11 protein-coding genes are annotated in these 12,667 nt (G+C 66.8%); 3 read left to right on the top strand and 8 right to left on the bottom strand.

Annotated features, from left to right (window positions below; all coding sequences use genetic code 11):
* Window positions 1-14: 14 nt before the first annotated feature.
* Entirely contained in the window at window positions 15-803 is a 789-nt protein-coding gene (locus tag AC07V5_RS01240; protein WP_495113656.1) for a transporter substrate-binding domain-containing protein, read from the bottom strand.
* Complete coding sequence (locus tag AC07V5_RS01245; RefSeq protein ID WP_495113657.1) at window positions 800-1,525, bottom strand: GntR family transcriptional regulator; 726 nt, start codon at window positions 1,523-1,525, stop codon at window positions 800-802. The genes AC07V5_RS01240 and AC07V5_RS01245 overlap by 4 nt, the downstream gene beginning before the upstream one ends.
* A 181-nt stretch (window positions 1,526-1,706) precedes the next feature.
* On the opposite strand from AC07V5_RS01245, the gene AC07V5_RS01250 reads away from it, so the two are divergent.
* Window positions 1,707-2,498: an SDR family NAD(P)-dependent oxidoreductase gene (locus AC07V5_RS01250; protein ID WP_495113658.1), complete on the top strand. Its 792-nt coding sequence runs from the start codon at window positions 1,707-1,709 to the stop codon at window positions 2,496-2,498.
* Window positions 2,499-2,614: 116 nt separating this feature from the next.
* Here the strand turns inward: AC07V5_RS01250 and AC07V5_RS01255 are convergent, their stop codons facing one another.
* Complete coding sequence (locus AC07V5_RS01255) at window positions 2,615-2,773, bottom strand: hypothetical protein (protein ID WP_495113659.1); 159 nt, start codon at window positions 2,771-2,773, stop codon at window positions 2,615-2,617.
* A gap of 182 nt (window positions 2,774-2,955) precedes the next feature.
* Window positions 2,956-5,307: an ATP-binding protein gene (locus AC07V5_RS01260; RefSeq protein WP_495113660.1), complete on the bottom strand. Its 2,352-nt coding sequence runs from the start codon at window positions 5,305-5,307 to the stop codon at window positions 2,956-2,958.
* A gap of 382 nt (window positions 5,308-5,689) precedes the next feature.
* On the opposite strand from AC07V5_RS01260, the gene AC07V5_RS01265 reads away from it, so the two are divergent.
* Window positions 5,690-6,367: a response regulator gene (locus AC07V5_RS01265; protein WP_495113661.1), complete on the top strand. Its 678-nt coding sequence runs from the start codon at window positions 5,690-5,692 to the stop codon at window positions 6,365-6,367.
* Here AC07V5_RS01265 and AC07V5_RS01270 read toward each other — a convergent pair.
* The 3 genes from AC07V5_RS01270 to AC07V5_RS01280 are packed head-to-tail and all read right to left on the bottom strand — an operon-like array spanning window position 6,334 to window position 8,397.
* Window positions 6,334-7,575, bottom strand: a complete 1,242-nt coding sequence (locus AC07V5_RS01270; RefSeq protein WP_495113662.1) for an RNA polymerase sigma factor — start codon at window positions 7,573-7,575, stop codon at window positions 6,334-6,336. The genes AC07V5_RS01265 and AC07V5_RS01270 overlap by 34 nt on opposite strands.
* Window positions 7,572-7,934 (bottom strand): YciI family protein, encoded by a 363-nt coding sequence (locus AC07V5_RS01275; RefSeq protein ID WP_495113663.1) that lies wholly within the window; start codon window positions 7,932-7,934, stop codon window positions 7,572-7,574. The genes AC07V5_RS01270 and AC07V5_RS01275 overlap by 4 nt, the downstream gene beginning before the upstream one ends.
* A 25-nt stretch (window positions 7,935-7,959) precedes the next feature.
* On the bottom strand, window positions 7,960-8,397 hold the full coding sequence (locus tag AC07V5_RS01280) for a YciI family protein (RefSeq protein ID WP_495113664.1): 438 nt from the start codon (window positions 8,395-8,397) through the stop codon (window positions 7,960-7,962).
* Between the two features lie 192 nt (window positions 8,398-8,589).
* Here AC07V5_RS01280 and AC07V5_RS01285 point away from each other — a divergent pair, with 192 nt between their 5' ends.
* Window positions 8,590-9,909, top strand: coding sequence for a sensor histidine kinase (locus AC07V5_RS01285; protein WP_495113665.1), 1,320 nt, complete (start codon window positions 8,590-8,592; stop codon window positions 9,907-9,909).
* Here AC07V5_RS01285 and AC07V5_RS01290 read toward each other — a convergent pair.
* Window positions 9,897-12,578 (bottom strand): TonB-dependent receptor, encoded by a 2,682-nt coding sequence (locus AC07V5_RS01290; RefSeq protein WP_495113666.1) that lies wholly within the window; start codon window positions 12,576-12,578, stop codon window positions 9,897-9,899. The two genes, AC07V5_RS01285 and AC07V5_RS01290, sit on opposite strands and share 13 nt — an antisense overlap.
* Window positions 12,579-12,667: the final 89 nt, after the last annotated feature.

Raw genomic sequence — 12,667 nt, forward strand, 5'->3', positions numbered from 1 at the left:
GTGCGCCTTGATGGTCAGAGCGGCAACTCGCCGGTACCGCGCCCAAGCCACTTCGTCGACAGCGCCTCCAACTCGCCCGCCGCCTTGGCCGCCGCGATGATGGCGTTGACCTTGGCCAGCAGCGCGTCCTCGCCCTTGGCGACGCCGACGTAGCAGGGGCTGTCCTTCAGCAGCAGCTTGTATTCGGTGTTCAGGCCCGGGTTGCGCTGCATCAGGTTGCCGGCGACGGCGGCGCTGGTGGCCAACAGCTGCGTCTGGCCGGCGGCGAAGGCGGCGATGGTGGCGTTGTTGTCCTCGAAGCGCTTGTATTCCAGCGTGGCCGGCGCGACCTTGGCCAGCTCCTGGTCCTCCATCGCGCCGCGCGTGACGGCGACGCTCTTGCCGCCCAGGTCCGCCCAGCTCTTGATGGGCAGGCTCTTGGCCGCGAACACCGCCTGGAAGAACGGCGCGTAGGCCGCGCTGAAGTTGATGACCTTCTCGCGGTCCGGGTTCTTGCCCAGCGTGGAGATGACGAGGTCGGCCTTCTTCGTCTGCAGGTAGGGAATGCGGTTGGCGCTGGTCACCGGCACCAGCTCCACCTTGACGCCAAGCTTGGCCGCAATGAGCTGGGCCATCGCCACGTCCAGGCCCTGTGGCGCCATGTCCGGGCCGACGAAGCCGTAGGGCGGGTAGTCGGTCGGGATGGCGATCTTGATCGTCTTGCTCTTGGTGATCGTGTCGAGCGCGGTCTGGGCCTGGGCGCCGGTGGCCAGCAGGGCGGTGGCCAGCGTCAGCAGCAGGCGGCGGGAAAGCTTCGAGGTCATAGCAAGGCTCCTAGGTAGGCGGCGGGAGGGTCGGCGGATTCGCGGGCCGGCTGCGGCAGCGGTGCAAGCGCGCTGCGCAGCTGGTCCAGCGGGTCATGAAGGGCAGGCAGGCGCAGGGCGGCCTGCACATTGGCCAGGTGTTCGGCCATCAGCGCCTCGGCGCGGGCGCGGTCGCCCTGCTCCAGCGCGGCCACGATGGCGACGTGCTCCTGGCAGGACACGGCCGCGTCGTGCGAGGACTGGTAGAGCATGGCGATCAGCGTCGTGCGCGCCGTGTAGTCGCGCAGCGTGTCGGCCAGCAGGCCGTTGCCCAGGCATTCGGCCAGGCAGACGTGGAAGTCGCCAAGCAGGAAGCTGCGCGTGCCGACGTCGTCGCCCCGCAGCGCGGCCTTTTCCTGCTGCAGATGCTTCTTCAACCGCGCCAGCGCCGGCTTGCCCAGCGGCGCGCCGCCGCGCAGCAGCCCCAGCTCGATGACGCGCCGTGCCTCGAAGGCTTCGCGTGCCTCGTCCTGCGACGGCGAAATGAGATACCAGCCACGCCGCGCGCTGACCGTGACGATGCCGCGCGCGGCCAACCGGGTGAGCGCCTCGCGCACGATGGTGCGGCTGCAGTCGAACAGCATCGCCAGTTGCTGCTCGCCCAGCCGCGCGCCGGGCGCGAGCTTTTGCGCGAGCACCGCTTCGACGATGCGCTGGCTGATGTCGGTGGCCGAGATGCCCATGCCGGGCTCTTTGCAGCTTCCGTGCCAGCGTTTATCTGGCTTGTATGCAAGCCCTGCGCACAAATCTGGGCCGGCTCGCCACCGCGTTGCACTAGCACGGTGCCGAACAGCCCCAACGCGAATCGGGGCGTTCCGCATCGGCTACACCCACACCCGTCCCACTCGCATCGAAAGGCTTGCCATGGACCTGCAACTGAAGAACCGCCTCGCCCTGGTCTCCGGCAGCACCGCCGGCATCGGCCACGCCATTGCCCAGGCGCTGGCCGCCGAAGGCGCGCGCGTCATCGTCAACGGGCGCAAGCAGGCGGCGGTCGACGAAGCCGTGGCCAGCATCGAGGCCGCCACCGGCCAGAAAGCGCTGGGCTTTGCCGGCGACCTGAGCCAGGCCGACGTCGCCGAGGCGCTGGTCCGCCAGCACCCCGGCATCGAGATCCTCGTCAACAACCTCGGCATCTTCGAGCCCAAGCCCTTCGAGGAGATCCCCGACGCCGACTGGCTGCGCTTCTTCGACGTCAACGTGCTCAGCGGCGTGCGCCTGGCGCGGCTGGTGCTGCCGGCGATGAAGCAGGCCGACTGGGGCCGCATCATCTTCATCTCCAGCGAGAGCGCCATCCAGATCCCGGCCGAGATGATTCATTACGGCATGACCAAGACCGCGCAGATCGCCGTGTCGCGCGGGCTGGCCGAATCACTGGCCGGCACCGGCATCACCGTCAACAGCGTGCTGCCCGGCCCCACGCGCTCGCGCGGCGTGAACGACTTCGTCGAGCAGCTCGCGCAGTCCGAAGGCAAGAGCTTTGCCGAGTTCGAGAAGGAGTTCTTCGAGAAGGTGAGGCCGACGTCGCTGATCAAGCGCTTCTCGACGCCGGAGGAAGTGGCGGCGATGGTCGCCTATGTCGCCAGCCCGCTGTCGTCAGCGACGACGGGCGCGGCGCTGAGGGTGGACGGGGGGACGACGAAGAGCGCGTTCTGACAGCGAAGCGGCGACATCTGTAACCACGGGCGCGATCGCCTTGTGCAGGTAGCCCCGCAAACGCGGAACTGCTACGACGAGCAGCAAGTCATACCGCCTTTCTCGCTGGCGCTCAGCTAGGCGGGCGGGCGGGCAGCGAAGAGCTGAGCACGCTGACGACGGTCGCTGTCGCCGGCCGACACGGTAGACAGTGCGTCACGGCGGCCGTGCAGGCTGTGATGCGTCTCCGACTTCGTGGTGTGGGCGCTCGGATCGATCACTTCTTCCACTGACACCAGGTCTCCGTCTTGCCGCCGCTGTTCGCGGATACGGGCACGGCCACGAGCACCCCTGCGTTTTTCATCGAGGCAGTCCTTTCCATTGCGGGACTGCGGGGCACCTATCGGCATTCCCAAGCGCCGTGCCGACGAAAGAACCGTTCCAGGCTCAGCGCCCGCGGGCGCCCAGCTAAGCAGGGTCACCCATCGTTCTGCCCATACTGAACTCGCTCCGAGGGGAAGGCCAGCGTGAAGGTAGATCCAGCGCCGAGCTCGCTCTCAAACTTGAGCGCCCCCCCAATTCGATGCACCAATTCCTTCGTGATCGCAAGGCCGAGTCCTGTGCCGCCCGTTTCTCGTGATCGACGTCCATCGACTCGATAAAAGCGCTCACCGATGCGAGGGAAATGCCTCTCATCAATCCCGACGCCATTGTCCACCACAGAAACCGTCAAGCAGCCTCCATCAACGCGAGACAAAGCAATCGTGATTTGACCGCCCGACTTTGTATATCGAATGGCATTAACAACAAGATTGCTTATGCAACTATGCAAAAGGTCTTGGCGCATGAGGATGCGCGCACCGGAGGACGCAGGAAACGAAATCAAGTGGTTTTTGTCCGACAACTGCTCTGCCTCAACTTTGATCGCCTGCAAGATCAGATCAATATTCGTCCAAGATGCATCAGAATCAAATCGAGGATTTTCAATTTGCGCAATTGTCAAAAGATCCGCAGCGAGGGCTTGCATTCTATCAATTTGCTGCGCCATCAACTTGAATACCCTAGCCCGCTCTGCATCGGACAGTGGCAGCGTCTGGAGCGTTTCTACGAATCCACCCAAGACGGTCAAGGGCGTTCTGAACTCGTGAGAAACATTTGCGACATGATCGTGGCGCGCAGCGTTCTTTATCGCAGTATTTACCTCCTCGATTCGATTAAAGTCGACCTCCAGGAGAAATGCTTTTAATGCAGCCTCGTCTCTTGCTAAGAGTTCATCCGGCTCCAAGGTGGCCGCATCGGCCTCCAGATACTCCATGACGTGAACTCTGGTATTTCGCCAAGAGAAGCCGTTACGCTCGGAGCGGGCTTCGTCAAATGCATAGCGGGCGATGGGCGGAAGTATCCGGAACCTGTCCTCTTGCAGCTTCCAAATATGTTGACGGATCAGATGCTGGCGTGCGTCATAGGAAATCCCAGAAGCCTTTTCAAAGCGCAACACCAAAGCTTCCGGCACTCCCTTCTCGAACAGAGCGCTCAGAGTCCACAGTGCAAGAGCGCCCTCCACAGTCTTGAGCCGCTCAGCAGTTAGGGCGAGACTTACGGCCAGACTGCCATGACGCGACACTCCGTCATAAACATCTCGAGAGGCTGCTGCCCCATGCTGGCGCCAGAGGTTGAATATTGATTCAAGGCCATAACTCTCACCCAAGCGAGCCAAGAGCGTGATGGCAAGGGCGTGACATCCGAGATCGTTTTCCAAGAAGTCACGCAGATCCTGCGTGTCCAGTATTGGCGCGCTACCGGTCCAGCAATTGGTGAAGACCGCAACTGCAGCATCCAGCGGCAGTGCGTCAATCGCGATGGAGCGCCCGAGGTCTCCCGGAAGTCCTACACGGGAAGATGCAAGAAGCCGAACTCCGGGAGTGTCACGAAGCAGCCGAAGAATATCTCGCCCCTCTTGCATTTCCGCAATACGCTCGAGATTGTCGAGATAATACAACGCAGGCACCAGATACGGCCGCAACTGCTCAAAATGATTGACAGATTCAATGCCGAGTGCGGCGCCAAGCTTTCTAACCAGCGTCACTTCATCCGCAGTATCGGGAACATCAATGTAATAGGCTAGTCGTGCGGGATCCTGCGTGAGCCAGGCTTTAAGCGCGGCCTTGCACAACTCCGTCTTTCCGATCCCACCACTACCGGTGACGTTCGCACAAACGACGGCCGAGTCCTCGTGCCCATTTAGAAATCTGAGGACAACGTCCAACTCTGCCTGACGTCCAACTATTGCCGTAGCGCGTGGAGCCAGGCGATTGTCTGCAGGGCCTTGAAGTTTTCCGGGATGGCCAATCGCTGGAATAAGCGGCTGAAAAGCATGCCTATTTTGCATGCGAACAAGCTCAAGTATGCGACTGTTTCCAGACGGAAAGAAGTGATTGTTTTCATACGCTCGAAGCGTTTTCGGAACGTCGTCCTTTGTGCCGCCATCTGGAATAATTGGAAATACTTTTTCGTTCTGCTGCGAGCTTTCGTAAATCGACTGGGTTATGAGGGCGCCTTCGAATGTCGCGCCCATGCCGACGGCGGGAACTTCACGCCTTTCGTACCGCGCACGCAGTGTTGGCGTGCAGACAACCAGAATGACTTCGGCCTCGTCCAGCGAGCGGGACATCCAGGCGTGCCACCCCGAGGCAGGGGGGCGAATTTCATACTGAAAATCAGATATGACTTGTATTCCGTTTGACTCCAGCCAATTGGCCAACGCACGCACCTGCGCTCGGAGCTGCGGGGACTCATGCGCGTAGCTGATAAAAACGGAGCAGATACTCATCGGCTGTGCTCCGAGGAACTAAGCAGAGACCAAGTCAGCACCATAGAACTAGAGAAAGCAGTATTGATTGCGATGTTCACTTCCGAACTGCACAGACTGAACCATGCCACCTATTACCCCGATTGAAAGTCGGGTTTTTAATACCCGCTCGATATTCCCAATGCGCGCCATTGGGCGCTACCACTAGCCGAGGCCACGCTGAGCGGGCTTTACGGCAATAAGTTAGTGCGCAACCTTGCGTCCCACTTTGCCAGTTGGTGAAGCGTGACGCCATCGTGGGTTTTTACGGTGACGACCACGCGCCGACATCCCATCGGCCGACGCGGGCAATCAAACGCGTCGCCACAATCCGTGCCTTGTTCAGCTGCGCCCGCGATCACCGATGCGCCTCCTCCTCGTTGAAGACGACCCCATGATTGGCGAGAGCCTGCGCGAAGCGCTGCGCCGCCAGGGCTTTGCGGCCGACTGGGTGCGTGACGGCCAGGCGGCGGACGCGGTGCTGGCCAGTGGCGAGCGCTTCGATGCCGTGCTGCTGGACCTGGGCCTGCCCAAGCGCGGCGGCATCGAGGTGCTGCGTTCCATGCGTGCCCGCGGCGACGCGACACCGGTCCTCGTGCTGACGGCACGCGACGCGTTGACCGACAAGGTTGCCGGGCTCGACGCCGGCGCGGACGACTACCTCGTCAAGCCCTTCGAGCTGGACGAGCTGCTGGCCCGCCTGCGCGCCGTCACCCGCCGCCGCGGCGGCCGCACCGACACGGGCCTGCAGGTGGCCGACCTGCGGCTGGACCCGGCCACGCGCGAGGTCACGCGCGCCGGCAAATCAATCTTGCTGTCGGCCCGCGAGTTCGCGCTGCTGGAGGCGCTGCTGGAGCGGCCCGGCGCCATCGTGTCGCGCGCCCAGCTCGAAGACCGCCTCTACGGCTGGGGCGAGGAGCTGGAGAGCAACGCCATCAGTGTCTACATGCACCAGCTGCGCAAGAAGCTGGGGCCCGACCTGCTGCACACGGTGCGCGGGCTGGGGTACTACGCGGGGCCCGAGAAGGGCGGCGCGGCGTGACGCGACTCAGCCGCTGAAGCGGCCAGGAACTCGCGCAGCCGCGGGTCTTCCGTGAGGCCGATGGCGCGCTGCAGCGCGGCCTCGTGCCCGGGCGCGCCCGCCAGCAGCAGCACGTGGGCACGCGCCACCCAGTAGGCCGGGTAGGCCTGCACGGCGGCAGCGGGCAGCCCATCCAACGTCGCCAGCGCGGCCGGCGGGTCGCCGGCTTCAGCCTGCGCCACCGCCTGGCCCACGCGCGCGCCCAGGCTGGGGTGGTGGGCCACCAGCAGTGCGTAGAGCTGGGCGATGCCGGCCCAAGGCGTGCGGCCGGTCACGCGGCGCTGCGCGTGAGCCGACTGGATGGCCGCCTCCAGCTGGAAGGGGCCGGGCTGGCGCAGGCGCGCGGCTGTCCACAGCGCCTGCTCGGCCTCGGTGACCAGGCCGGTGTCCCAGGCCGCGGGGTCTTGCCGAGGCAGCGGCACGAAACGGCCCTCAGGGTCGAACTGCGCCGCCCGCCGCGCCTCGACGTGCAAGAGCAGTGCAAGCAGCCCCCAAGCCTCGGCCTGGTCGGGCTGCAGCGCGGTGACGAGCCGGGCCAGGAAGACGGCCTCCTCGCGCAGGTCGCCGGCCGGCGTGTCGGGGCCGTGACGGCCCAGCGTGTAGGCGCCGTAGATCGCCTCCAGCACGGCGGCCAGGCGGCTGGGCAGCTCGCTGGTCTCGGGCGGGTCGAAGCGCAGGCCGGTCTCGCGGATGCGAGCCTTGGCTCGCACCAGGCGCTGCGCCATCGCCGCGGGCGACACGAGAAAGGCGCTGGCGATGGCCTGCGCGTCCAGGCCCAGCACGGCCTGAAGCATCAGCGGCGCGCGCACGTTCTCGGCCAGCGCCGGGTGGGCGCAGACGAACATCAGCCGCAGCCGGGCGTCAGGCACGGCCTCGGCGGTAGGCGCGGCCGTGTCGTCCTCGAACAGCGCAGTCACGGTCGGGTCCTGCGTCAGCCGTGTGTGCCGAGCCTCGTGCAGCAGACGTCGCTTGGCAACCGCCATCAGCCAGGCCTCGGGAGAGGCGGGCAGCCCCTGCTCGGGCCAGGTACGCAGTGCAGCAGCGAAGGCCTCGCTGAGCGCGTCTTCGGCCGCGGCCAGGTCGCGCCACTGCCAGGCCAGCAGCGCCACCAGCCGGCCGTAGCACTCACGGGCAACGCGCTCCGCCGCCCGGGCGGCCTCCTCGCTCACTGCGCTGGCGGCGGCGGCAGCACCGGCCGCACCTCGACGCTGCCGGCCGAGGCACAGGGCGCGCGGGCGGCCCATTCCAGCGCCACGTCCAACGACGGCACTTCGACGATGAAGTAGCCGCCCAGGTGCTCGTGGGTGTCGGCAAACGGGCCGTCCTGCACCTGGCGTTGGCCACCGGTCACGCGCACGGTGGTGGCGGTGCGCGGCGGCTGCAGGCCGTTGCCGCTGACGATGACGCCGGCGCCACCCAGGGCACCGATGTAGGCGTTCCACGCGCCCCAGTAGGCGGGCGCGGCGGCGGGGTCGTCGCGGCGGCCGACCTCGGCGGTGGTCTCGCGATAGATGAGCATGAATTGCATGAAGAGCTCCAGTGGGATGGGATGTTCAGCGTGCGACGGACATGCCGGGCACAGGGTACAGGGGGCGGACTTCCGCCGCACCGCCGCGCGCCGCGGCGGGTGCGCGTGCAGCCCAGGCGACGGCGTCATCCAGGCTGTTCACCTCGATGACGAAGTAGCCGCCCAGCTCCATCGTGCTGTGTGCCACGGGCTCGCGGGTGACTTCGGTCTGGCCGGCATTGGCGCGCACGGCACGGGCGGCGGCACTGCCATGCAAGGCAGCACCGCCGCGCAGCACGCCGGCGGTCTGCAGGGCGGCGCCGTAGGCCTGGTACGCCTGCCAGTAGGCCCGGCCCGCCGCTGCGGCGTCACCGCGAAGGGCCAGATCGGCAGGGCTTTCGTAGACGAGGATCTGGAACGGTGCCGCCAGGGCGGTACCGGCGCCCAGCAGCGCCAGGGCCATTGTGGCAAGGGTGGTTTTCATGGGAAGGCTCCAAGACTGCGGAACCCACACCGCGCGGGCTCCTGACCTGGTGATGCGCGAGCCGGCGCCCGATCGACAGCAGCGCGCAACTTTTTTTCATGGCGGCAGAATGCGGCGCCACACCCCACCCGCCATGCACCTGCTGCTTGTTGACGACATGCCCCTGATCGGCGCCTCCTCGAAGGGGTCGGCGTGAAGTTGCTCGGAACGCTGCGGGGCCGCCTCTTCGCACTGCTCGCGGTGCTGGGCGCCGTGACGGCACTGGCCGTGGGCGGCGCCACCTACTTCAGCGTGCGCGCCGAGGCCGATGCGCTGTTCGATTACCAGCTGCGCCAGACGGCGCTGTCGCTGCGCGACCAGGGCCGCATCGCCGGCGACGAGGCCGCGGCGCTGGCCGATCCGAGCTTCGACTACGTCGTGCAGATCTGGTCTTTGCAAGGCCTGGAGCTGTACTCCAGCCGGCCGCAGGGCTTGACCGAGCCGCTACCGGCGCGCGCGGTGCTGGGCTTCTCCGAGCTGCGCCTGGGCGGGCAGGACTGGCGCGTCTTCGGCGCGGCAACGCCGCTGCGCGTGGTGCAGGTGGCCCAGCCACTGGCCGTGCGGCAAAGGCTCGCCGCGCTGGCCGCGCTGCGCAGCGTGGTACCGGTGGCGGTGGCGCTGCCGTTGGTGGCGGCGGCGCTGTGGTGGCTGATCGGCTTGTCGCTGGCGCCGCTGGCGCGTGTGGTGCAGGCGGCGCAGGCCGGCGGTGCGAACGCGCTGGGTGCCCTGCCGACCGATGGCCTGCCCGGCGAGATCGAGCCGCTGGTGGAGGCCTTCAACGGCCTGCTCGCGCGGTTGTCCACGGCGTTCGACGCGCAGCGCAGCTTCGTCGCCGATGCGGCCCACGAACTACGCACGCCGCTGACGGCGCTGAAGCTGCAGCTCGGCCTGCTGCGCGACTCGGCGCCCGGCCCGCAGCAGGATGAATCCATCGCACGCCTGCGCAGCGGCATCGACCGCGCCGTGCATCTCGTCGAGCAGCTGTTGGCGCTGGCCCGCGCCGAGCCTGGCGCTGCGGCGGCCGAGCAGCCGCTGGACCTGGCCGAGCTGGCCCGCCAAGCGGTGGCCGACGTGCAACCGCTGGCTGACAAGGCCGGCGTGACCCTCACGCTGACAGCACCGGACCCGCTGCCTCTGGCCGGCGACCCGCAAGCCCTGCGCGGCGCGCTGCGCAACCTCGTCGACAACGCGGTGAAGTACGGCGCGCGAACGGTGCAGGTGAGCGCACTGCGCAGCACGAGGGGTACGCCGCTGCTGCGCGTGGACGATGACGGCCCCGGCATTCCGCCGGAACAGCGCGAGCGCGTGTTCGACCGCTTCCAGCGTGGCGAAGCCGCTGCTGTTGAAGGCAGCGGCCTGGGCTTGGCCATCGTGCGCGCCGCTGCCAGGCAGCAAGGCGCCAGCGTCAGGCTAGCGGACTCGCCGCTCGGCGGCCTGCGCGCCGAACTCGCCTGGCCCGATCAGCGCAGCTGATAGCTCAGGCTGACGTAGTAGCTGCGGCCACGCGGGTCCGTGTACGTCGGGTCGAAGGTCGACAGGAAGTAGTAGGACTGGTTGCTGAACGGCGGGTCGGTATTCAGCAGGTTCTGCACGCCGGCGCGCACGCTGAACTGCTTGCTGAATCGATAGCTGGCGCTCGTGTCCCACAGCGAATAGGCCTTGACCTTGCGCGGCGCGGTGTCGGGCAGGTAGCTGTCGTCGGTGTAGCTTGAGAAGAAGCTGTTGCCGACCGTCAGCGACAGCGAGCCGATGTCCCAGTCGCCCGACACGCGGTGGCGCCAGCGCTGGATGACCTGGTCCTGCAGGAAGCGGCCGGCGTTCTCCAGGAAGCCCTCGGCCTGGCCGAACTGGCGCTTGTACTCGTGCACGTAGGTGCCGCTGAAGTTCAGGCCGACACGGCCCAGGTCGCTCGTACCCGAGCGCCAGCGCGCGTCCAGGTCCAGGCCCGAGGTCTTGAGGCCGCCCTGGTTCTCCTTCTTCAGGATCAGCGTCGGGTAGTCGTCGGCCGGGTCGCGCTTGATGTAGCTCGCGTAGCGCGTCGGGTTCTCCAGGATGATCTTGCCCGACAGGTCGCTGATGACGTCGGTCTTGGTGATGCGCCAGTAGTCCAGGCTGACCGTGGCGTCCTTGATCGGCTCGAAGACGAGGCCGGCCGAGAACTGCTTGCTCTTCTCGGGCTTGAGATCGGGGTTGGCCACCTTCTGCGTCGGGTACTGATCGAACGCGTCGTAGACCTTGTCGTACAGGAAGGCTGGGCTCGTGCCGTAGGACGTCGGGCGATACAGCTCGCTGAACGAGGGCGCGCGGAAGCCCGTGCCGGCCGAGGCGCGCAGCACCAGTTGCTTGTTCGGCTGGTAGCGCAGTCCCAACTTGGGGTTCACCGAGCTGCCGACGTTCTCGTAGTGATCGGCGCGCAGCGCGGCCTGGATCTCCAGCTCCTTGGTGACCGGCGCATTCAGCTCGGCATAGGCCGAAGCGATGTTGCGGCCATAGCTCGTGGCGACCAGGGCAGGCGCGGTGCCCGAGCCATCACGGTCGCCGCCGATGTTGTTGCCCACCAGCAAGGCCGAGGGCGTGAACTTCTGCGTCTCGCGGCGCAGTTCGGCGCCGAGAGCCAGGCCGAGGTCGCCGCCTTCGAGCTGGGCCAGCGTGCCGGTGACCTTGAAGTCCAGGCCCGAGGTCGAGCCCTCGCCGCGGCGGGCAACGTCGTCGATGCGCAGCGACTGGATCAGCGACTGGCTGGCCGCGGGCGACGGGCCGAAGGGGTTGATCTGGCCGGCCTTCACGGCCGTCAGCAGCTCGTTGAACTTGAAGTAGCCGTTGACGTAGCGGTCCTTGACCTTGTTGACCGCATAGCTCGCACCGGCCGTGTAGTCCCAGTCGCCGAACAGCGTGCCCTTGGCGCCGACGACGACGCGGTTGGCGTCGCTCTGGACCTCGTTCGTGCGGTTGCCGAGTTCGGTGGCACGGAAGCGCACTTCAAACGTCCGCGCGTCGTTGACGGGCTTGGGCAGGAAGGGGTTCACCGCGGCCCAGGTCACGCCGCTGAGCGTCGTCGGGTTGGGCGACAGCACATAGGTGGTCTCGGCGCGGGCCAGCAGCGCCTCGGCGAACAGCTGGTGGCCGCCGCCGACATCGACGACGCCGCGCGTCAGGAAGGAGGTCTTGTCGGCCTTGGGGTAGATCTCGGTGTCGGCCATGTAGTCATAGCCGCAGGCCTCGCTGCCGATCTGCGTCGGCGCGTAGACCGAAGCGGGCGGGTTGCAACCCGGCGCGAACAGGTTGACCGTGCGCTGGGTGTAGGGCTTGCCGTTGAAGAGGTAGCCGGCCGCGTTGATGGCCGCGAGCTGGGCCGCGCGCGTGGAGCCCGTGCCCGACAAACGGATATTGCCGGGGAAGGGGCGGCTGGACAGGTAGTAGGGCACCGTCTCGGTCAGCGGGCGCTGCTGGATGAACTCGCGCTGCGTGGAGCGCAGGGCGTCCAGGCGCTGCACGTCCAGCGTCGCGAAGACGTTGTAGCCATCGCGCGCCAGCTCGCCCACGCCGCCGCTGACGGTGAAGGTCTTCTTGCCGGCGCCGCCCTCCTGTGTGCCGGAGGCGTAGGCGGACACGTCCAGGCCGGTGTAGTCCTGCCGCGTGATGAAGTTGATGACGCCGCCGATGGCGTCGGTGCCGTAGATGGCGGAAGCGCCATCCTTCAGCACCTCGACGCGCTGGATGGCGCCGGCCGGGATGCTGTTCAGGTCCACGCCCGCCGAGTCGCCGGGCGAGGCGAAGTTGGCCAGGCGGCGGCCGTTCAGCAGGATCAGCGTGCTCGACACGCCGATGCCGCGCAGGTTGGCGCCGTTGAAGCCGCGTTGGCCGCCGGTGTTATCGGTGATGGAGGCGCCGTCGCCCAGGTTGGCGGTGGCGGCGCTGATGTTCTTCAGCAGCTCGGCCGCCGTCGTCACGCCGGCCTTGGCGATGTCGTCGCGCTTGATGACCTGCACCGGCAGCGCGGTCTCGGCGTCCACGCGCTTGATGCTGGAGCCGGTGATCTCGACGCGTTCGAGCTTCTGGTCCTGTTGTGCCTGCGTGGGCAGCGCAATGACGCAGAGCAAGGCGGCGTGCGCCAGCGGGTGCCGGGTGAAGGAGCGGGTCATAGGGCCTCTGTTTTGAATGGGTGGGAGCGAATGCCATTCAGGTTAGGGAGGCGGGTCAGTACTTGCCTATGGGGTTTCGGCGCGCCGGT

The sequence above is a fragment of the Roseateles sp. GW821-FHT02E12 genome (assembly GCF_059421665.1).